Annotated in this window: 22 protein-coding genes; 12 read left to right on the top strand and 10 right to left on the bottom strand. The window is 54.9% G+C overall.

Features of this window, described 5'->3' with window-relative positions; genetic code table 11:
- Positions 1-7: 7 nt before the first annotated feature.
- The 4 genes from plsX to DDZ13_RS14360 all read right to left on the bottom strand — a co-directional run bounded on the left by plsX (position 8) and on the right by DDZ13_RS14360 (position 3123).
- The gene (plsX, locus tag DDZ13_RS14345) at positions 8-1090 is read right to left on the bottom strand and encodes a phosphate acyltransferase PlsX (RefSeq protein ID WP_110132153.1); all 1083 of its coding nucleotides are present in this window, start codon (positions 1088-1090) and stop codon (positions 8-10) included.
- 44 nt (positions 1091-1134) lie between these two features.
- On the bottom strand, positions 1135-1314 hold the full coding sequence (gene rpmF, locus DDZ13_RS14350) for a 50S ribosomal protein L32 (protein ID WP_110132154.1): 180 nt from the start codon (positions 1312-1314) through the stop codon (positions 1135-1137).
- Between the two features lie 114 nt (positions 1315-1428).
- Positions 1429-2085 carry an isoprenoid biosynthesis glyoxalase ElbB gene (gene elbB / locus DDZ13_RS14355; RefSeq protein WP_110132155.1) on the bottom strand — a complete coding sequence of 219 codons (657 nt, stop codon included), beginning with the start codon at positions 2083-2085 and terminating at the stop codon, positions 1429-1431.
- Between the two features lie 30 nt (positions 2086-2115).
- Positions 2116-3123 (bottom strand): undecaprenyl-diphosphate phosphatase, encoded by a 1008-nt coding sequence (locus DDZ13_RS14360; RefSeq protein ID WP_199221144.1) that lies wholly within the window; start codon positions 3121-3123, stop codon positions 2116-2118.
- Between the two features lie 98 nt (positions 3124-3221).
- Between DDZ13_RS14360 and trpD the strand changes: the two genes are divergently transcribed.
- The 3 genes from trpD to DDZ13_RS14375 are packed head-to-tail and all read left to right on the top strand — an operon-like array spanning position 3222 to position 7081.
- Entirely contained in the window at positions 3222-4295 is a 1074-nt protein-coding gene (gene trpD, locus DDZ13_RS14365; RefSeq protein ID WP_110132156.1) for an anthranilate phosphoribosyltransferase, read from the top strand.
- Positions 4288-5640 (top strand): phosphohexomutase domain-containing protein, encoded by a 1353-nt coding sequence (locus DDZ13_RS14370; protein ID WP_110132157.1) that lies wholly within the window; start codon positions 4288-4290, stop codon positions 5638-5640. Before trpD ends, DDZ13_RS14370 begins: the two co-directional genes overlap by 8 nt.
- A gap of 40 nt (positions 5641-5680) precedes the next feature.
- On the top strand, positions 5681-7081 hold the full coding sequence (locus DDZ13_RS14375) for a tetratricopeptide repeat protein (protein ID WP_110132158.1): 1401 nt from the start codon (positions 5681-5683) through the stop codon (positions 7079-7081).
- Here the strand turns inward: DDZ13_RS14375 and DDZ13_RS14380 are convergent.
- From DDZ13_RS14380 to pyrE, 6 genes are all read right to left on the bottom strand, one after another.
- The gene (locus DDZ13_RS14380) at positions 7066-7821 is read right to left on the bottom strand and encodes a polysaccharide deacetylase family protein (protein WP_110132159.1); all 756 of its coding nucleotides are present in this window, start codon (positions 7819-7821) and stop codon (positions 7066-7068) included. The genes DDZ13_RS14375 and DDZ13_RS14380 overlap by 16 nt on opposite strands.
- Positions 7822-7935: 114 nt before the next feature.
- Positions 7936-9039 (bottom strand): glycosyltransferase, encoded by a 1104-nt coding sequence (locus DDZ13_RS14385; RefSeq protein WP_233246174.1) that lies wholly within the window; start codon positions 9037-9039, stop codon positions 7936-7938.
- Positions 9040-9265: 226 nt separating this feature from the next.
- Positions 9266-10417: a sulfotransferase gene (locus DDZ13_RS14390; protein WP_110132161.1), complete on the bottom strand. Its 1152-nt coding sequence runs from the start codon at positions 10415-10417 to the stop codon at positions 9266-9268.
- A gap of 199 nt (positions 10418-10616) precedes the next feature.
- Complete coding sequence (locus DDZ13_RS14395) at positions 10617-11063, bottom strand: GtrA family protein (protein ID WP_110132162.1); 447 nt, start codon at positions 11061-11063, stop codon at positions 10617-10619.
- Between the two features lie 107 nt (positions 11064-11170).
- Positions 11171-11485 carry a DUF3817 domain-containing protein gene (locus DDZ13_RS14400; RefSeq protein ID WP_110132163.1) on the bottom strand — a complete coding sequence of 105 codons (315 nt, stop codon included), beginning with the start codon at positions 11483-11485 and terminating at the stop codon, positions 11171-11173.
- 1 nt (position 11486) lies between these two features.
- Positions 11487-12056 carry an orotate phosphoribosyltransferase gene (gene pyrE, locus DDZ13_RS14405; RefSeq protein WP_110132164.1) on the bottom strand — a complete coding sequence of 190 codons (570 nt, stop codon included), beginning with the start codon at positions 12054-12056 and terminating at the stop codon, positions 11487-11489.
- 111 nt (positions 12057-12167) lie between these two features.
- Between pyrE and DDZ13_RS14410 the strand changes: the two genes are divergently transcribed.
- The 9 genes from DDZ13_RS14410 (at position 12168) to DDZ13_RS14450 (ending at position 21200) form a co-directional block, all read left to right on the top strand.
- Positions 12168-13349 carry an LptF/LptG family permease gene (locus tag DDZ13_RS14410; RefSeq protein WP_110132165.1) on the top strand — a complete coding sequence of 394 codons (1182 nt, stop codon included), beginning with the start codon at positions 12168-12170 and terminating at the stop codon, positions 13347-13349.
- A 60-nt stretch (positions 13350-13409) separates the two neighbouring features.
- On the top strand, positions 13410-14681 hold the full coding sequence (gene pabB, locus DDZ13_RS14415; RefSeq protein WP_158279937.1) for an aminodeoxychorismate synthase component I: 1272 nt from the start codon (positions 13410-13412) through the stop codon (positions 14679-14681).
- Entirely contained in the window at positions 14669-15475 is an 807-nt protein-coding gene (locus tag DDZ13_RS14420; protein ID WP_110132167.1) for an aminotransferase class IV, read from the top strand. The genes pabB and DDZ13_RS14420 overlap by 13 nt, the downstream gene beginning before the upstream one ends.
- Before the next feature lie 76 nt (positions 15476-15551).
- Entirely contained in the window at positions 15552-15647 is a 96-nt protein-coding gene (locus DDZ13_RS14425) for an AURKAIP1/COX24 domain-containing protein (protein WP_110132168.1), read from the top strand.
- A gap of 915 nt (positions 15648-16562) precedes the next feature.
- Positions 16563-17525 (top strand): hypothetical protein, encoded by a 963-nt coding sequence (locus DDZ13_RS14430; RefSeq protein WP_110132169.1) that lies wholly within the window; start codon positions 16563-16565, stop codon positions 17523-17525.
- A complete protein-coding gene (locus DDZ13_RS14435; protein ID WP_146209388.1) occupies positions 17512-18174 on the top strand; it encodes a hypothetical protein in 663 nt (220 codons plus the stop codon). Before DDZ13_RS14430 ends, DDZ13_RS14435 begins: the two co-directional genes overlap by 14 nt.
- Entirely contained in the window at positions 18171-18737 is a 567-nt protein-coding gene (locus DDZ13_RS14440; RefSeq protein ID WP_110132171.1) for a hypothetical protein, read from the top strand. Before DDZ13_RS14435 ends, DDZ13_RS14440 begins: the two co-directional genes overlap by 4 nt.
- 12 nt (positions 18738-18749) lie before the next feature.
- On the top strand, positions 18750-19337 hold the full coding sequence (locus tag DDZ13_RS14445; protein WP_146209389.1) for a hypothetical protein: 588 nt from the start codon (positions 18750-18752) through the stop codon (positions 19335-19337).
- A gap of 51 nt (positions 19338-19388) precedes the next feature.
- Positions 19389-21200 carry a secretin N-terminal domain-containing protein gene (locus tag DDZ13_RS14450; RefSeq protein ID WP_110132173.1) on the top strand — a complete coding sequence of 604 codons (1812 nt, stop codon included), beginning with the start codon at positions 19389-19391 and terminating at the stop codon, positions 21198-21200.
- The last annotated feature ends 28 nt before the right edge of the window (positions 21201-21228 follow it).

Below are 21228 nucleotides of genomic sequence, written 5' to 3' on the forward strand. Positions count from 1 at the left end.
GCTTTGCTTAGTTGGATTCCTGGGTAGAAGCTTCTTCAGTCTTGGGAGTCTGGACCAATCTGTTCGCTTGATTGATCTCTGCGTGGATTGTGTCGATCATATCGTGCTTCACCACCTGACTGGCGATTCGCAGCGCATTGGCAATGGCAATATAGTTGGAGGAACCGTGAGTCTTTAAAATGTTCCCCTTGATCCCGAGCAGGGGAGCGCCGGCGTGTTGATCCGGGCTCAGGCGGATTTTCATGTCGCGAAAGGCTGACTTGGAAAGGGCGGCCCCGATCATGCGCTTTGGGTTGCGCACCAGTTCTTCTTTGATCGTGCTGCCGACAAAGCCAAAGAGCGCTTCACTGGACTTCAGGACTACGTTGCCAACAAAACCGTCGCAAACGATCACGTCGACATTCCCGTCAAAGATCTGAAATCCTTCAATCGGTCCGGCGTAGTCGATGATGTCGTCCAGTTTTTGCATCATTGTGTGGGTTTTGTTGATCAGGCTGTTCCCTTTGCCCTCTTCTGTGCCGATCGTGAGCAGAGCCACTCTAGGTTTTTCGATGCCCAGTGCGGCTTTCGCGTAGTTGGACCCCAGCACTGCATTATGCAGGAGGTTGGTGGCGTCGGACTCGGGGTTGGCGCCGACATCAATCAGTACGCACGGTTTCTTACGGCTCGGAATGATGATGCCTAAAGCCGGCCGGTCCACCCCTTCCAGCGGTCTGAGGCGGAGGGTGCCCCCAGCCATCAGTGCGCCGGTGTTGCCGCAGCTGACCATGGCGTCGGCCTTGCCGTCTTTAACCAGCCCGATGGCCTGAAGCATGGAAGAGTCTTTTTTCTTCTTCAGCGCCTGGACCGGCTTCTCATGCATACCAATCACCTCGGCGGCATGATGGATTTGAATGGTCGAAGGATCGACGTGGAGCTTGCGGACCTTCAGCAGGCGCTCCAAAAGCCGGCCTTTGCCGACCAGTGTGAAATTACAGTCGAGCTTAAGTTCTTCCGTGGCATACAAAAGCCCACGAATAAATTCCGTGGGCCCGAGGTCGCCTCCCATGGTATCGACCGCGATGGTGCATCTGCCCGCGCGTGCGCCCATGTGGATAATTTCTGGCTTATGCGATGGTTACGCCAGCGGCTGATCTACAGTTCGACGTCCATGACCTGGCGGCCACGATACATGCCGTTGGCGGGGTTCACGCGGTGCGGGCGGAAGAGCGTGCCGTCCTGTGAGTCCTTAGCCAGTTGCGGCAGTTGAAATTGCACGGCACCGCGGCGTTTGCGGCTGCGTTGCTTGGATTGTTTGCGTTTTGGCTGTGCCATAAGATGTATCTCCTGTTGAAAAGTTAGTGCCCACGGGAATTGAGCAGAATTGGCGGATTAAAGAGCCTTTAGACGTCTCGTCAAGTAGCAATGCCGCGAAAATATCCGCCTTTTTTAGGCCATTTCGAGTACGGAAGCGACCAGCTTATTGATCCCGGCTTCCGCATCGGTGATCGACTGGGCCAGCATGTAGGCCGGTGTCGTGACGACGCGGTTCTCCTTGTCAGTGACAGCTTCGTCGACCGGGCAGTCGACGTGCTTGGCACCCTTGGCTTCGAGGGCGGCCGCTGTCTCGCGGTCGTTGCCAATGGTAAGCTGCACACCTTTTTCCCCGAGGGCCCGGGCCGCCAGGACCGGTGAAATACACATGAACCCGAGTGCCTTGCCTTCCGCGTGGGCATGATGGATGAGGTCGAGAACTTCCGGGTCGATGTCGTAGTCCGGTCCGTCGAAAGCATAGCTGGACAGGTTTTTAGCCACCCCAAAGCCACCGACAAAGATAATCGCGTCAAAGTCGCCGGACTGAATTGTATCCAGTGACTGGATATTACCCCGTGTGATGCGGGAAGCCTCGGTGATGACGCTGCGGTCCTCATCGACCATTTCCTCGCCAGTGATGTGGTTGATCACGTGTTTCTGGGCGATTTCCGGGGCGGCGCAGGTGACTTCGGCTTTCGCCCGGTCCAGTGCGAGCAGAGTGAGGACGGCCTCCTGAATTTCGGCGCCGTCGTAGGCGCCGCAACCTGAAAGAATGACAGCTACTTTTTTCATAATAGGTGCGTGTGTTGAAAGATTTGGGTGTTAAGCCCCGATAAATATGAACACGGCGAAGGCAAGGGCAATACGATACCACGCGAAAAGTGCCAGGCCGTGCTTGCTGAGGTATCCGACCAGCCATTTCACCGCGAGTGCCGCAGAGACGAAAGCCATGATACAGCCGAGCAGGACAGGGCCGATGTCGAGGGCGGCCAGCATCTGTTCGCCGTTGCTGACGAATTTATATCCGGAAGCGGCGGTCAATGTAATGAGGCCCAAGAGAAAACTAAACTCGGCGGCATGTTTTGGGGAGAGCCCTGCAAGGTAGCCGCCCACGATCGTCGCCATGGACCGGCTCGTGCCCGGCCACATCGCCAGGCATTGAATAAAGCCGATCATCAGGGATTGTTTTATCGAGAGTTCATGGAGTGCCGGACCATCCTCCGGGTCCACGGGAGCTTTCCGGCCGTGCTTACGCCAGCGCTCGACGCCAAGCATGACAAATGCGCCGACAAAGAGAGCGCCTGCGACCGCGTAGACGTTGTCGCCAAGATAGGATTCGATCCAATCGTCGAGCAGTAAGCCAATGAAAGCTGCCGGCAGAAATGCGGTGATTAAATTCACCGCCAGTCGTCTGCCGGTCGCGCTTCGCCCAATGCAGCCCAAGGCGATATTCAGAATCGTGCGCCAGTAGAGAATCACGACTGCAGCGATCGCACCCGCCTGAATCACGATAACGTAGGCGTAGGCCGCATCTCCCAGTGTGTAGGGGCGCAACTCTCCGGAAGCACCATCATCCACCATGATTGGCGTCCCGCTAGCATCATAGACCGGAGTATCCCCGTCCAGACCCAGTAATCGATTCGTCAGGATTAGATGGCCGGTGGAGGAGATGGGCAGATATTCGGTGATCCCCTCGACCAGCCCGAGAATGACGGCATCGAGGTGGCTCAGTTCAGCGGGGTCGCTATCACGCTCCTGACTTGCTTCGGCCAGCACCGGAAACGGCGATAGAAGAAGCAAAGCGAAAAGGATAGCTATTGAGGGGCGCATGGTGGCAAGCTAGACAGTGCCCTTAGCTGAAGGAAAGCCGAAAGTGATTATGCTTGTCGTGGCTTGCTTTAATCTTTGCCTACAAAAAAACTACCCAAATGGATCCACTGGAAAGAATAACTTCACTGGTCGCCGCCGGCCAAAACCTGCAACCTGATCAAGCTGCGGAAGCAGCGCGGCTTATGGCCGATGCCGAGATCGCTCAAGCCAAGAAGCAGGCCTTTCTGGTTGCCTTCGCTGCCAAGGGGGAAACCGCCGAAGAAGTGGCGGCCTTTGCCGGCGCTTTCCGGCAGATGGCGATCGATCCCGGGGTCGAGGCATGGGCCGACCGTGCCATCGATGTCTGCGGCACGGGTGGGGACGGTTCCAGCACCTTTAATATTTCAACAGCAGTCTCGCTGATCGTGGCGGCTGCCGGTGTGCCGGTTTTCAAGCACGGCAATCGTTCCATCACCTCAAAATGCGGCAGCGCCGACTTGCTGGAAGGTTTGGGCATACGGCTTGATCTTTCTCACGAGCAGCTGCGCCAATCCCTGGAAGAGCTTAATTTCTGCTTCTTTTTTGCACCGGCCTTTCATCCCGCGTTCAAGGAAATCATGCCGGTGCGCAAAGCGCTGGCTGCCGAGGGACAACGCAGTATCTTTAATTTACTCGGGCCGCTGATCAATCCCGGTCGTCCTGCCCATCAGCTATTGGGGGTGTATGCCCCGGAATGGGTCGAGCCGCTTGCCGGAGCTTTGGACGCGCTTGAACTTTCAGCCGGTCTGGTGGTCCACGGTCAGCCTGAAGCGGGCCGCGCGCTGGACGAACTCAGTTGTGCCGGGACAAACAAGATTGCCGGATTCGGCAAATTGTCGCAGCATTCCGGTGCGCTCAGCGCCAGCGACGCCGGTCTGCCGGAGTGCAGCTTTGCCGATCTGGCCGGGGGCGAGGTGGACGAGAATCTGGCGATTCTTCACTCACTGCTTTCGGGCGAAGGTGACCCCGTGCCGGCAGGCCTTCGAAACTCGATTCTGTTCAATGCCGGTGCCGCTCTCTGGGCTGCCGGTGAAGCTCCTGATTTGAAGGCGGGTGCCGAAGCGGCCTCGACACTCCTGGAGGAAGGCCGTGTGGCGCGCTGGCTAGAGAGCGCCCGGGAATTCAACGCGCAATTCGAATCCACGGATGGTTAAGTATTTCGGCACAGATGGCATCCGTGGTACCTGCGGTGACGCCCTGATTAACCCTGATTTTGCTTACCGCCTCGGTTCGGCGCTAGGGCATTATATTGCCCGGGATAAGCTGGACTTGCCGCTCAATGTGGTGATTGGCCGCGACACACGTTTGAGCGGCCCGGAGCTTTGCGATGCACTGATTCAGGGGCTGAATAAACACGGTGTTTATGTCCACGACGCGGGGATCGTTCCCACGCCTGCAGTGGCTCGTGCTGTTTTGCAGAAAAGCGCTGATCTGGGGATCGCCGTAACCGCCTCGCACAACCCGGCCACAGACAACGGCATCAAGCTCTTCAATGCCGAGGGCTGTAAATACGATGAAAGCTCCGAGCAGCAGATTGAAGCGCTGGTCGACGGCGAGCCTTCCGGTCCCGATGAACGGCCCCGTCCCGAAGCATACCCTATGGATGCGGCTGCGGAATATATTAACTACATTCGCTCCCTGATGAACCAGAATTGCCTTGGCGGTTGGAAAATCGTTCTTGATCTGGCGAACGGTTCGACCTGCGAGACCACGCCCGCCGCATTTCGTCGCTGGGGGGCCGAGCTCCACCTGATCGGGGACAATCCCGACGGTGAGAATATCAATGACGGCGTGGGTAGCGAGCACCCGGAACAGTTGGGCGCAAAGGTTCGCGAGGTCGGCGCCAACATCGGGATCGCTCATGATGGTGACGGGGACCGTCTCGTCGTTTGTGATGAAAAGGGTGAGCGACTTCCAGGCGAAGTGCTGCTGGCGCTTTTTGGAATTTATGCTCTGGGAAGCGGGGCTCTGGATGGTAAGACGCTAGTGACGACCGTGCACAGTAACCTTGGTCTCGATCATGCGGTACGCGATGCCGGCGGATCCGTCGAGCGCGTCGCTGTGGGGGACCGCAACGTGGCCCGCCGCATGCGGGAAATCGGTTCGAATATTGGTGGCGAATCCTCGGGGCATATTATCCTCTCGGATTTTGCAACGACCGGGGATGGGCTGCTTGCCGCCGTCAAACTGATCGACCTGATTTGTAAAACGGGCAAGCCTCTTTCGGAGTTGCGCAAGCAGGTGACGCTCTTCCCTCAAAAAACGCTAAATCTCAAGGTGATGGAAAAGCTTCCGCTCGACCAGCTCCGGCACCTTTCCGACGCCACGGCCGCGGCGGTCAAGCAATTTGGCGATGATGGGAGAGTCCTTGTCCGCTATTCCGGGACCGAGCCCAAGCTCCGACTCCTTGTGGAAGGTGCGGACGGGCAAGTCATTGCCCAGCAGATTCAGGCCCTTGAGTGTGCGGCCCGCAGAGATCTTGAGATAATTGATAGTTGACCGTTCCCCCATTATAGTCAGCTATTTAGCAAATTACACCATGGAAGAAGTTTACTTAAAAGACCTTGATTCACGCATTCAAAAGCAGGTGGAGAACGCCCGCAAAGCGATCGATAAGAACCCAGCCTATGCTGTAGATATTCTGGCAAACATTGTCAGCCGTCACCCGGGCTGCCTTGAGGCGAGGAAATTCCTCCGGCAGGCCCAGCAAAAAGCGGCTGGTGGTAAGACAAAAGGTTTGGGCAAATTTATCGGGAAAGTGACGAGCCTGCCCTTTGCCATGTCCGGCGGCTCTAAGCTAAAAAAGGATCCGGCCGCCGCTATGGAAACTGCCGAGCAGATGCTCGGGGCGAATCCGGCCAATCCGGCGGCGCACAAGATGTTGGGTGCCGCTGCCGAAGCGCTTGATTTGGAGGGCACGACAGCTTTTGCCTACGAGGAGCTTTACAAACTGGACCAAAGCAACACCGAGAGTGCCAAGCTTCTCATGTCCGCCTACATTCAGGCCGGCCGGTCGAAGGAGGCTATCGAAGTTGGCGATGCCGCTTACCGGGCCAATCCCGCTGACGATGAGGTGCAGGCCCTGATCAAGAAAGCCTCCGTGCAGCAAACCATGGAGAAGGGCAAGTGGGAAGAGGACAAGAGCTTCCGCGAAAAACTGAAGGACGAAGACGAGGCCCAGAAACTCGAACAAGCCTCCCGCGCCAAGACCGGCGAGTCAGGTCTCCGCTCGCTGATCGAAGAGGCCAAGAAAGCCGTCGAAGCTGAGCCCGAGAACATGAATAATTACCGCGATATCGCCAACAGCTATCGCAAGCTTGGTGAATACGACGATGCTCTGGAATGGGTCGGCAAAGCACGCCAGCTAGAAGCCGGCCGGGCGGATGCCAACCTGGAGCGACTCGTGGGTACACTGAAGCGCGAGAAGATGCAAAAGGCGATCGAAACCGCGGAGGAGGCCCTCGAAGCCAACCCCGAGGATGCCTCCATGAAGGCCGAACTGGAAAAACTTCGCGAAGAAGAACGCTCCTTCCGCCGCAAGCAGGCCGAAGAACTCGTCAATCGCTACCCCAACGAATTCAGCTACCGCTTCGAACTGGGCGAGCTGCTGTTTGAGGACGGTGATATGAACAAAGCCATCGAGAACCTGCAACTCGCTCTCCGTTCGCCTAAGGTGCGGATCAATGCGCTCATCCTGCTGGGTAAGTCTTACCTGAGCAAAGGCTTCCACGATATGGCGGCCGAGCAGCTGCAGACCGCTAAATCAGAGATTCCCGGCTTTAACGATCAGAAGAAGGATGTGCTCTACCAGTTGGGTACTGCTTACGAGCAACAAGGTGACATGGACAAAGCGATGAAAGAATTCAAAGCGCTTTACAGTGCCGATATCTCCTATCGCGACGTCGCCCAGAAGATCGACGAGTTCTACTCGAACAAGTAGGGTTCGAAGCGTTCGACCGAATCGATCTGGCTTGCCAGTTGATCGGCCACTAAGAGGTCGAGATCATCCGGGTGGATGGAAATGCGCAGCGCGCGCCCCTTCCACTTGGCGGCACGAGCTTGATTTGCATTCCAACAGCGAAGGAAAAATTGGCGGAATGTCGTATCTGCCTCGTAGCCGGTGAGCGGAAGCTTTTGGAAAGTCCGTTTTCTTTCCGCTTGGTGACCTTTCGGTATTGCTGATTGCTCTCCGGAGTGCGGCAACGAAGGCGCATCGCCCTCCAGATGGATCAGGCCCCTAGTGGTTTCGATCAGCCGGTAGGGTACTTGTGCGAGATCGTCTTTCGAGATGGGACCGAGAGCCCAGGCGGGGGGCACGTAAATGTCCGGAAGGGGGAGGGTGTTTTCGCCAAACCAGGCCCGGGAACGCTGCATTAGTTGAAGGATTCCCTTGGAATTGAGGTCAAGGTGCTCGGCCACATTGCGCGAGATCAGGGCGGCATGTATCCGGTGGTAGGCGTGCCTGGGTTTGGTTTCATGGTGCCAACCGTGGGCGGCGAGTTGGTAGCCTTGATGGGCCAGTTGCCGGAGACGATCGATCTGTTGTGGCTCCCAGGGGCGTCCGGGCACGACCAGTAGCGTGACCGGTGGTACGCCATGCGCTTTCAACCAATCGAGGATGCGCTCCACCCGATCCATGGTGTGGGGCATGACATCATGAATGGAGACAAGTGCTTTCATTTCACAAGAACTTCGAACACGGAACACGGAACGTTAAATTATGAATGGAGGTCACTTCGATGTTCGATGTTCGATGTTCGATGTTCGATGTTCGATGTTCGATGTTCGATCTGGTTAATCCTTCGCGTATTTCCCGAGCACATCGACCCATTGCCGGATAGTTTGATGGTTGAGTCCCTCGGCGGCGGCGCGGGCGGCATCGGCTTTTTCTTTCAACTGACTTTCAGGGAGAGCCAGAATATCACGAATGGCATCGATCAGCGGTCGCTCCTGGTCATAGGCGAAGAGGCCATCCTTAAGTTGAGGCCAGTCGTGGATGCCGGCGTTGGAGGAGACGAGGGCGGGCCGACCGCGTGCCATGGCTTCAAGGGCGACCGAGCCAAAGGTCTCGATCTTGGAGGGAAGCAGCAGGAGGCTGGATTGGTCGATGAGGCCAATGAGATCCTCACGGTTCATCCAACCGCAGAAGGTGACATTATTCAGCTTTGCTGCCGAGCTTTCCAATTCTTTGCGCAGGGGGCCGTCGCCACCGATGAGAAACTCAATGTGGGGAAGCTGGGCCGCAGCATCAATGATGCGGTCGACGTTCTTTTCCGGGGCAAGTCTGCCGGCAAAGCAAATGCGTTTTAATGTCTCCGGGTAGGGAGAGGGCGCTTTCTCCAGGAACATGGGTTGGATCGGAGTGCCCATAATTTCCACCGCCGGGGCGCCCAGGGCTTCGACATCATCCTGCAGATTTGAATTGTTCACCAGCACGGCGGCGCTGCGTTTACAGAGAAAGCGGTTGGCGTTGTTGAGGTAGCCATTGACGAACCACCTTGAGAGCGGCCGCCAATAGATGCGGGCCAGTTGCTCAAAGTCGGTGTGGAAGGCGGAGATAAAAGCCGCCTTATTTCGCTTGGCATGGTAGAGCCCCAGCATACCGAAGGGGCCGGGGGTAATGCTGACCACGATGTTGGGTTGAAGCTTCCGATAGGCCCGGCTGATGCGCGGGAGATTCGGTGTCACCAGGCGCTGGCTGGGGTCCCCGGGCATGGGCCAGGAAAGCAGCGGCGGGCGCTTCATGTCGAGCGGCTGAAAGACCTCTGCCGCTTCCACAAGCGGGCCGAGTTGAGCGAGGAGGTCGTGGTAGTAGGCACCGGTGCCATTGCGCTCGGAGAGTGAGTCCGAGAAAAAGGCGACACGGAGTGGGGCGGGAGCTGTGGCGTTTGCGGACAAAGGAGTTATTTTTAAAACCGTGAATGGACGTTTATCGGCGTTAATTTTTAATAGAAGCAGTAACGTAAGGTGACAGGATCTTCGAGTATTTTAACTTTGAGACCTCGGATGGTTGTCGACTCGTCTCAAACACTATTGAACGGGTATACTATTGAAACGAATATCAGCACAAACCGGTAGGTTCTGCTTCAAGGTCATTCACGTTCATTCACGGTTCAACTTTAATTTAGCCGCAGCTGTAAGTGGTTCGATTCGGACTACGGAGCATCGTTTCGTAGGGTGAGTTCATGCAACCTTCGATTTCTGTGGTATCGAGGGCAAAGTCCTTTGGGGCATGCCGGTGGGTACTGCGTGTTGCAGACTTTCCCCTCTCTAGTGGCGGAGAGGCCCTGAGGTCGAGCTGTGTCACAGCGGCTCGTATGATTTCCGCGGGTGCGGCCTTCATATCGGATTGTTCGATGAGTGCGACCTGCGATGGCTCGCTGGCTTCAACGAACCGGGCGAGTTGCCGGTAGCTGTGGGTGTAAATGTTGAGGAAGCTACGCGTGGTATGGGTGCCGTCGGGATCGGTGCCGAAAAAGCGACGAGCGGGTGCCAGGGAGCTGAGTTGCGAGCTGAGTGCCGAGCAGGGTTCACGGACACAGATGAGAAACCCGGCTCCGGGGAATATCGCCTGCAAAGCGCTGGCCCAGGTGGCAAAGGCGGCGTTCTTCGAGAGTAGCCGCTTTCCGGGGTGGCAGTAGAGATGCCGCTGCAGTGCGCGTTTGTAGACATCGAGTAGGCGTTGGCGCTCTTTTTCAGGCACTTCGTCAAGGCGGCTCAGGTCTCGCAGGCAGGACGAAAACGGAAAAGCGAGGAAGAGGATGAAGCAACCGCCAGCCGGCAGGAGACTGAGATAATCTTCCTCCGGAACGCTGAGGCCCACTTCATGAATATCGTTAAAATCGCCGGAGGCCGACCGGAGGATTTTTTGGATCAACTTATTGAGAGGGGCACCAAGGGTCCGGTCGACAGCTTTGAGTAGGCCGACGATCTTTCGCTCGGTGACGGATGGCGCCAGGATTGCCTCCCATGTGCTGAAAGAGGTGAATTGTGGGTCTTTTGCCAAGCTGCGGTGCAGGAAGGTTGTGCCGCTACGTGGGATACCCAGCACAAAAACCGGATCTTTGACCGCCACTTTGCGGTAACCGGGAAAGCATAGCTCATCGCAAAGAAAGCCGAACCAGTGCATAAGCTGAAGGAAAAGGAAGGCAGGGTAGAAGAGGAGCAGAAAGAGCAGGCGCCGCGCGTGCAAAGGTGCGCCATCGTGGCGCCCCGGCCAAATTGAGGCGATCCACCAACTGAGGTACCGGATCAGGCTCTGGAAAAAGAGGTGCATCGATCTGTTCTGAGAATGGAAGGCCGAAAAAAGGGAAAGGTCAGCAAAATGATTAACGGCAGAATAATGTGAGGCAAAACAATGGCCACTCTGCGGTATGTTACAGGCGCTGAGGTCGGAGAGGGGGGAACTCTATGATAAAAAAGTAAGCCGAACGATTCGGGCTGAAAATCATTCTGCTTCCTGTTAAAAACGGTGCTCAATTATCGAAGACCATTTTCTTGGAAAAGAAGAAGTTGAAGCACATGCCAAACATGCCGCCGATCCAGACGGCGACAAAGGGCAGCGTGCCGGAGGCACTGGCCTGGCCGCCGAGTTTCTGACCGATGATCAGTGTAAGGGTAAAAACCCCGTAATTGATTGCGCCGCCCACCGCGTGCACGCTGTAGTGCCGGACCAGTGAGTGCCAGAGCGCGCGGCCGGTCTCAAGGTGGTGGAAGGTGAAATAGCGATTCAAAATGTAGCCCACCGTCATCGAAGCGAAAAAGGAGGGGATGCGTGCGAGATAGATATTCAGCCCCAAAGTGTTGAGCAGGTAGAGCAGCCCGATGTCCACCAGCGAAATGGTGACACCGACTCCGGCAAAGCGGATAAACATCCCGCGGTTGCTTTCGGAGCGGTGAATTCTGCCGAGGAGTTTACGCATGGTTGGTTTGAGCGATCAAGCCGTGGCGACATGGGCGGGTCAAACGAGAAAAGGAGCGGTGCTCGGGCGTCGGGAAGTTATTTCGTAGAGCAGGCGTCCCGCCTGTATTACAGTTCTTCTGTCTGAACCTTGCGCAGCAGCTTGGCCTCGGCGACGAAAGGGCCAAAGGGCAGCAGGCTGGCCACAAAGAGCCAGGCCGTGGTCTTCCAGTGCCACTTGTAGTCAACCTGGCCGAGCACGGCGAGTCCGATGTAGGCCATCCAGAGCAGACCGTGGGCCATGCCGACGGCACGGACGGCTTCCGGCCAGCCCCAGATATACTTCAGCGGCATGGCGACGCAAAGCAGGAGGAGGTAGGAAACCGCCTCCCAACTGCCCACGGAGCGGAGCCGGTTCAGGGAGTTGTTAAAATGGAGCCACATCCTAACTTCCCGGTTTAACCGCTTTGGTGCCCTGGAGTTCGGGTGGCAGATTATCAACCTCGTAGGTGGGGAAGCTGAGCTCTGCCAGACTGTGGTGAGGGATGTCAAAGCTGGTCGCCCCGTTACTGCGGTCAACAATCACGCCGACAGCGACGGGATCGGCCCCGTGCTCGCGGCATTTGGCGATCGCTTCAACCACCCGGCCGCCGCGGGTAATGACGTCCTCGATGATGAGAACTTTCTCGCCCGGCTCGAATTTGAAGTTGCGGCGAAGCTCGAGTTTGTCGTCGACCTTTTCCAGAAAGAGAAAGCGCAGCCCGAGTTGGCGGGCGACTTCCTGGCCGATGACCAGACCGCCCATGGCGGGTCCGACCACGGTTGTGGCTCCGTAGTCCTTGAGCATCGGGAGCATGATCTCCGCCAGCCGGGTGACCTTGTCCATATATTGGCACACCTGGGCGCATTGAAAGAAGTGCGCGCTGTGCAAGCCGGAGCGGAGAAGGAAATGGCCCTCAAGCAGGGCGCCGCTATCACGGAAAATTTGAATTACTTCGTCGTTTTCAGAACTCATGCGGCGCAGAGTGATGGGAATTCTCTCCGTGACAAGCTTCCAGCTTGCCGAACTTGCCCGGAGCGATTCGTGGGGTGGGCGGACTGGAAGCCTTTGGCTTAGCAATTAGGGTTGGACGACAAGCTGGAAGCTTGTCACTACGATGTCATGCTCAAGTTGCTGCATCGCCACATACTCAAAGAGATCCTTGTTTCCACGGGATTGGCGATGGGCTTGTTCGTGTTCGTCCTGTTGATGGGCAACGCCATTCGCGACATTGCTGAGTTGGTTGCGGCCGGAAAGTTGGGCCCGATGGTCTTTTTTCAGTTGATTGGGCTGTTGATCCCTTATGTGGCGGCCTATGCGCTGCCGCTCGGGATGCTGACCGGCACTTTGATGGCACTGGGCCGGCTTTCCTCCCAGCAGGAGATTACCGCGATGAAATCGGCGGGAGTGAGTCTCTATCAAGTCGCTACGCCGGTCTTTCTGATCTCCTTCGTCGGGATGGTGGCCGGGATTCTGGTGAATCTGCACTTTGCGCCCCAGTCACGGGTCGCCTATAAGCAATTGATGGCTACGGCGGTCACGCAAAACCCGGTCGGCTTTATTGAGGAGAAGCGATTCATTCATGAATTCCCCGGTTACGTGATCTATATGGGTGGTCGTGACGGTGCCGTGATGAAGGACTTTTGGATCTGGGAGCTGGATAAAGAGAATCGGGTAAAACTCTTTCTCCGGGCCGCCGAGGGGGCGGTGGATTTCGATAAGGAAAGCAACGAGTTGGTGCTCACCCTGCGCAACGGCACTGCCGAACAGCGGGACGAGACCAACCCCGAGGCACTGGATGCCTCGCCCGACAAGTCGCTTTATTTCGGAGAGTTGCCCATCGCGCTGCCCTTGGATCAGATTTTCGGCGAACGCCGCGACAAGAGGATACGGACCAAATACATGAACTTTGCCCAGCTCATGGAGCGGCGAAGTGAGGCCATGGAAGGGGAGTTGGGATCAGCGGGCGAAATTTCCGAGGACCGGATGGAAATCCAGATGCACCTGCAGAAGAACTTTGCGATGGCGTTTTCGGTGTTTTCCCTGGCCGTCTTTGGCGTGCCGTTGGCGATACGCATTGGACGGCGTGAGAGTTATGCCAATCTGGGTATCGCTCTGGTGATCGCGATGTCCTACTATTTTCTCATGATTATGGTCAGTTGGCTGGAGGAGAATCCGGCCATGCGGCCTGACTTGCTAATCTGGTTGCCCAATATCATATTCCAGTCGGTCGGGTTTTGGATGCTCTACCGCGCGGGGCGGCACTAGGCCGCTTGATTATCTGCTGTGAAGCTTGTTGAGATTACAGAGCCGCCTTCTTTAAACACTTTGATCCGCCGATTTGGCTCGAGGCGTCTGCCGTTCGTTCTCGAAAGTTCACAATCGAACGACGGACTGGGGGAGTGGAGCTTTTTTGGAGCAGAGCCTTTTGACGTTGTGGTCGGTCGGGCGCTTTCCGAACTCCGAGAGGTCATGCGCCCATGGCGGATGTCGAATGACACGGAAATTCCCTTCATCGGAGGCGCGGTTGGTTATTTGGCCTACGACTATGGCCGCCGGATTGAATCGATCCCGAATGCGGCTCTCGACGATCGCGGCATTCCGGACATGTACTTCGGGATCTACGACGGCGTGGCGGCCTATCATCATAAGAGCGGAAAACTCTACCTGATCGCGCATGGCTTCAAGGAGCCGGCCAAAGATATTATCAAGCGGTTGCGTGGGTGGATTGAGGGGCCATTCGAGGCGGAGGTGAAGCCGATGTCACTAGGACCCTGGGAATGGAACCTGTCCAAGGATGAGTTTGCCCGTGCCGTCGAACGCGTGCGTGAGTATATCGCGAGCGGCGATGTTTATCAGGTGAACCTCTCACGCCGTGCTCGCTGTGCATTTACCGGCCAGGGGCTGGACCTTTATGCCGCATTGCGCGAAGGGAACCCTGCGCCATACTCGGCCTATCTTTCGAGCGGAGAGTTTGAGTTTATTTCCACCTCGCCGGAACAGTTTCTGCAAAAGAAGGGTAGTCAGCTCGTGACACGTCCGATCAAAGGCACCCGACCGCGTAGCGGCGACCCCGAGAAAGACCTGATCAGTGAGGAAGAGCTAAGGGCTTCGCGGAAAGACCGGGCGGAGTTGCTAATGATTGTCGATTTGGAGCGAAACGATCTGGGACGGGTGGCGGAATTTGGCTCTGTTCACGTCGAAGGCTTATTTCAACTCGAGCATTATCGAAGCGTGATTCATCAAACCGCTCAGGTTAAGGCGAAGCTCGCCGAAGGCGAAGATGTTTACCGTGCTTTGACGGCGCTCTTCCCGGGTGGATCGATCACGGGGGCGCCCAAGGTTCGAGCCATGGAGATCATTGAAGAGCTGGAGCCGACCCGGCGCGGCGCCTACTGCGGCTCGGTCGGCTACATCGGATTCAACGAAGACGCCGAATTCAATATCGCGATTCGAAGTCTGCATCTCAAGGCAGGCCGACTTGATTATCAGGTAGGTGGAGGCATTGTCTGGGATTCCGAAGCGGAAAGTGAATATCAGGAGACGGTTGATAAAGGCCGCGCCATCTGCGAAACCCTGGACAGAATATGTCAGCCATAAAAATAATATTTCCGGGCGAGTTGCTTGCCTTGAATCCCGAGTCTTCGCTCTTCGCTCATGGGTTTGGCCTTTTCGAGACGATTCGTTTGCGGGCCGGCTATCTCGAACTATGGGATGGGCATTGGCAGCGGCTGACTTCTTCGGCGCGTGAGTTGGGCATCGCCTGCCCGTATGATAATGCGGATGTGCTACAGGCAGTTCGACGACTTGCGGCCAAGCTACCTATCGACTCGATTGTTAAGCTTTCACTTTTCAAAGAAGGGCAGGGTGCCAAATTGGCGGTCTATTCCCGCCCGGTGAATCCACCACCCGAGAGCGTTGGGCTTGTGATGGAGGGGGCATCGCCCATCAACGAGTATTCGCCACTTGCCGGTCATAAGACGCACAATTACCTCGAAAATTTGCTCGTTTTGGAAGCGGCAAGGGAGGCGGGCTGCTTCGATTGTTTACGCCTGAACACGAAAGGTGAGATCGCAGAAGGAGCGATCTCAAATCTCTTTTTCTTACGTGACGGCCGATTGCATACCCCCAGTCGGCAGAGCGGATTGCTTCCGGGAGTTGTGCGGCAGGAGCTTGTTCAGGGGCTCGATGTGCAGGAGGGCAGTTATCAGCTCTCCGATTTGAGATCCGCCGATGCGGTCTTTCTGACAAATTCCTCCATCGGGCTCCAACCGGTCGACTGGCTGCTGTCCCGCGGCGAGCAATTCGAGCTCTCCAGCCGTACGGATGGCCACTATCAGCGTATGTTTGAATGGCTCACGGACCGTATTTCCGCTACATCTGTCAAGATTTAGGCAAAAAACACTTTACACGCTCCGGCTTTTCTGGCTCTTTCCCGACTTTTCTCGAAATTTCACACACACACTTTACATGGGTAACCTAAAGAAAAAGCGCCGTCTGAAGATGAACAAGCACAAGCGTCGTAAGCGCTTGAAGTCAAATCGTCACAAGAAGCGCACTTGGTAAGCGCCTTCCCGAGGCTGCCAAGCATACGCTATTTCAACAACGGCTCTCCGATTCAGGAGAGCCGTTTTTCGTGTTTCGGCAGGATTTTTTCCGTGATTCAGATGTGCCAGATAGGGATCTCGCGGCACGCCACAGCGTGTCTTATGTCTGACACCAGTTCGCAGCAGATTTGAACGCTCCCCATTTCCTCTGCGTGGCTTGGGCTGTGAAATCACTTGCGCCCCTATCGGATTCCGAAGGCTATTCAACCAGGGTATAACCGGGTTTTTTTGGTATTTTGCAGGTAACGTTTTGAGGCGAACAGGCCCAGTTTCGGGTCCTGAATTTCCGTCAGGGGATCTGGAATGATTGGGCTACAGGATACGAGGGTATATCGTATGCCATATTCGCTGACGCGCAGCCCGGGGCGGGTCGCAAGGCAAGTGTTTGAGGCTACGACGAACTTTCGTTTCACTGTGCTGGTGCTTTAGAAGTGGGCCGGGGCGGATTTAAGGGTGTATCGGGCTCTCTAATACAGGCTAATTCTATCTTTCCTGAGCCTTCAGTTGTACGCGCGAATGATATCGAGTGAAAGGGCGCTCTAAGTAGTATTACGTAGAGCGTTATTTGGGGGCCTTGATTTATCGCCCTGGTGTTTCGCCTTACGGAGTTGTAAATATATTTTAATACGTTCTCTACAGCATCTGGCGGGGCTTTTTATCCTTGCGGCAGGCCGATTTGAGGCAGATTCTTGTCAGGGTTACGTCAAAGCCATCCTAACAACCCTAACTACTTGCATCGCTCTATCGCTACCTCTCTGGATACGCTGCATAATCCGACGTTCTACGTATGCTGAAACCCAAGACTAAAGGTCTATTTGTTGATATCTCGGAATATTCAATTCTCGCGGCGAGAACATCCGGATACAAGTTACCCATGGTGATCGAGGAAATTGCCGAGTTTCCTCTAAAACCAGATCAGGACACGAAAGAAATCGAAGAGTTCTTTCACGGCTTGGTCGACTACCGGGGCGCAGGCTATTATGTATCGCGCTGCGGGGTTTATCCGGAAGGGCGCTTTGTTCGTTACTACGAAGCGGAGTCGGCCAATAAAGTTAAGGATGCGGCCTTCCTGACAAATACCCTGAAGACGGAGTTCAATATCGACTCGGAGACGAACAATATCGCGATCCTGGACGCCCGTGACGGTTCCGACTTTGATCTCGAGAAAGGGGGGACCCGGCGATTGGTCTTCTGCGGTGCGCCGAACGAGTCTTTTCAGTCCGAGCAGGACCGCTTGCTGGAGTATGGCGTGTATCCGGAGCGTCTTGAACTCTCCACCATTTCAACGCTGGGCGGAGTGAGTGATTACGCCCGGTTCAATAACATTACTTCGCCGATACTCTGTTTTGAGCTCACTGCCAAGAGCGCCAACATCTTCATTGTGAACCGCGGTCAGGTCGATGTGGCCCGGCCGGTTCCGTTTGGCCTAGACAGTATCTACCCGCTCTTGCAGCGCGAACTGGGATTGAAAGACGAAGAATCCGCGAAAAAGTTGTTTTACTCCAACACTTTCGATTTTGCCGAGATGGGGCCCAAGCTTCTGCGCCGTATGACAAAAGAGCTTCAGGCGACGACCGGATTTTACGAGGTGCAGACCGGCCTGACCATACGCCATGTTTATCTGAGCGTTCTGCCGAAAAATTTGAGTTGGGTGTCAAAAACGGTATCCGACTCCCTCGCTCTGGAAATCTTACAGCCTCAGATTGAAGGCTGGCTGGAAAGTCTGAATATCAAGATTGGCGATGGCGTGGAGGTTATGAATCTGGGTGCCCGCTGGATGGGTTTGTTCAGCCTGATGGGCGAATTTCACTTGAGAGAGGAGGTTGGCAGTGAGTAGGGCTAACAAAAATGTTCAGCCGTATTGGCGGCCGAATTTCGTGAACGCGTCGGAGCTACCGGACATCAAAGTCATCCGTACCGACTTTATTATTAATTTTATCGCTGTCGTGCTGATGCTGCTGGTCGGGTTTTATGTATTGCAGCGTGAATATCGCTCATACGCTCTCAGTAAAACCATTTCGGACATGGAGCAGCGCATCCGCGTGGCCGATGCCGACGATGCTGCCAGCCTCAAGCTGAGCCGGGAGTTTCGAGATTTAGCTGCGAATGTTGCCGAAATGGAGAAATTCTACGCTACTCCGGTTGTGGCGCACGAATTCCTCACACAGATCACTATGATGCGACCGGAGGAACTTATTTACCGGCAACTCTCCTTGGTTGAATCGATTGAAAAAGTGGACAACAAACAGGTTGTCACGTATCAGATTAATATTTCGGGGGATGTACGTTCCTTGACCGTTCTGGACGAATTCAAAGGAGAACTTTCGGAATGGGACCTGCTGAATGCCGAAGGATACGGGCTGAGTATTGATGAAGCCCTACAGGGTCGTGATGCAGACACCGGGATCTTCCCATACACTCTGGGAATTACATTAAAGCCTCAAAAGAGCAAACCTGCTGACGATGGCGAAGGAGGTGATGCATGAATTTCTCCGTTATAACCGATAAACTAAAACAATATCCACTTGCGGTCATTTGCGCTGTTCTGATCGTCGTTTGTGCGGTTGTCATATTTATGCGCGGAGGTGTTGCATCCGAGCTATCAATCAAGGAGTCGGATCTGAATTCCCGCATTAGGACAATCGACCAGAATCTCAAAAACTCCAAAAACCTGGAGCAAGATACCGAGGACCTTAAGGTTGTCGTCGATAAAATGAACTCCCTGCTGTTTGATCGCTACGAACGCGCGATCAATATAAGTTTCTTCTACGAATTCGAGGATAAGGCGGATGTTGTGATATCGAACATTAGCCAGCTCCCTGCGCCCGACCCTATTTACGCGGAGAAAGGTCCGCGCAAACTGGATCTGCATTCAACTCTGGTATATAACATCACCCTGAGCGGTTCTTTTTCCAACGTCCTTCGGTTCTTCTATGAGCTCGATCGGGCCGAACCGCTGATACGCGTGGCCGACTTTCAGGTGAGCCGCAACAAACTCGAAGAAGTGGATGCGCGACTGCGCGTACTCGTCATGGCAGAGAAAGATTAGATCGGAGCTACTATGAAATTTAAACGGATTCATTTACTTCATTGTGCGGTGGCTGCGGCCCTGTTGCAAAGTTCGCTGTATGCTTTTGAGCCCGAGATCAAGCTAACCGGGCGAAAGGATCTTGTACTGGGGATCGATAGCCGCGAAAAAGTTTTGGAGCTCGGGGTTACTTATCTGGCGGATAAAAAAGACGACTACGTCTCAAAAATTGAGTCTCTGGAAGAGCCTTTTGCATTTAGGGATGCTGCACCTGAAAATCCTGTCGCGAATAACAACAGGGAGACCAGGGAAACCGTTGAGCCTGAAAAGGTGAATTATGACGACGCGTCGGTTCTTAACGTATCCGCGGCCAGTTTTGCCAGGAAAGTAAGAGGCTCGATTGCCCGGGGTGACACCAGTTACCTTCAACTGGAAGGCGGTACCTTACTCAAACCCGGTACGAGCTTCCCAGTCCGCATTCCTCAGGCGCAGGGTCAAACTTTCAAACTAACCATCACCGAGATCACGTCCGAGGGCTACACATTGCAAATCGGCGAAGCGACGAAACAACTCAGTTTCAATAATAATTCACAATCGAATTCCATTCAGTTCTCAAACTAACAAGACAGCTCTAAATAACTCTCCCCCTAAACCCGCAGAATCTCACGTCCTATGAAAAAGCACACACGACCACTTATATTCCTATCTACATTCCTTGCTATGTGGGTGCAGGTAGCGGCTCAAAATGCCGGAGAAATCGACCTTTCTGACGTTGTCGTCGTCGAAGATACGCAACCCGATGCAACTAGTGCGGAAGTGTCCGAAGAACCTGCCACGGTAGTTGAAATTCCCGACGAGGAGATCGAAGGGGCGAGCATTGATGTCGAGGCACCCGTTATTCCTGAGGCGACAGAGGAGCTGTCTGGGGAGACGGAAGTTGTCTTGGAAATTCCCGGCCAGGATGACCAGACTCCCGGCGAGGCGACGATGGCAAGCGAGGAAACAATCTCGGTGGATTTTCCGGACGAAGATGTACGCACCATCCTGCGTAACGTCGCGGACCTGTTTGATCTGAACCTCGTTATTCCGGACACCCTTCAGGGGCGGACCTCAGTCAAGCTTCGTAATATTACTTGGCGTCAGGTGTTCGAGGTGGTGCTTGATCCGCTTGGGTTCACTTATGTAGAGGACCGAAATATCATTCGAATCAAGAGTATCGAGGAGTTGACGACCGAGCCGGTGGACACCCGCGTATTTGTGGTGAATTTTGCCCGGGCCGAAGAAATTCAAGGGTCGATTGCTCCGCTCGTTGACGCGGCGGCCGGTGGTCAGATCAAGGTGGATAAGCGCAGTAATGCGCTCGTTATCACGGAGCGTCCCTCCCGTATGAACAAAATACAGGAAATTATTGAGCGTCTCGATAAGCCCAACCAGCAGGTCATGATCGAGTCCAAGTTTATCGAGGTGACCAACTCGGACACCAAGAATGTCGGGGTGAACTGGGCTTTCTTACAGGGCTATTCTGCTTCGGCCGGCCCGTTTGACCGTAATTGGTCACGTGAACGCAGTCAGACCACGAATACAGATTCGGGAGTGGTGGATGATGAGAGCTTCACTACGGCTGGTGGCCCGACTGAGGAGCAATCCACAACATTTGCTGAAGATGTAGCCAAGGTCGCATCCACATCACGTTTGGATACGGCTGTATTCTCCGCATCCGAATTTAACGTCGTGATCTCTGCGCTGAACGAGAACAACGATTCTGAATTGGTTTCCAATCCCACGGTGGTGACGATGGATAATACCGAGGCTTCGATTGAGATCGTGACCGAAGTCCCGCAGGTTGAGTTCGAATTCAACGAAGAAACCGGCACCACCCGGGCCGTCGGCCTCGCGGAACCGCTTAAGTTTGGTACGGAGATTCTGGTAACACCGCAGGTCAACGCGGCAGGTTTCATTAATCTGAAAATAACGCCCGAGGTTTCCAACCAAATCGGAATTCAGGAAACCGATTTCGGCGAACAGCCGATTCTTTCCACGAGAAAGGCCACCACCAATGTCATGATCAAGGATGGTTACACCCTTGCACTTGGTGGCCTGACTCAGAATGAAAATACAAAGAGTGGAACCAAGGTGCCTGTGTTGGGTGACCTTCCGGGCGTGGGCCGTTTGTTCAGAAGTGATTCGGATGAATTAACGCAGAGAAACCTGATCATTTTCATCACGGCAAGAACGCTCAATCCGGACGGCAGCACTTATCGCGATATTGTCGACCCGCGTAAGCTCGATGAGATGGGAATTTCACCTGCAGACCTGCCGGGTTACAAAGTGCCGGAAGGACAGAAAGAGCTTCTCCAGCAGCTTGAAGAATATCGCATCGAAAAGCAGGCAAGCGAAGCCAGGGAAGACGCTCAAGCCCGAATCAAGCGAATCGAATACGCCAAAGAACAAGCCGAGAAAGAGCGTGCCAGTGAACAACGCTAAGCCCGGCACGAATCACAACTAACCAAAG

Origin of the sequence: Coraliomargarita sinensis, assembly GCF_003185655.1 — a bacterium.
In the GTDB taxonomy this organism is placed as follows: Bacteria; Verrucomicrobiota; Verrucomicrobiia; order Opitutales; family Coraliomargaritaceae; genus Coraliomargarita_B; species Coraliomargarita_B sinensis.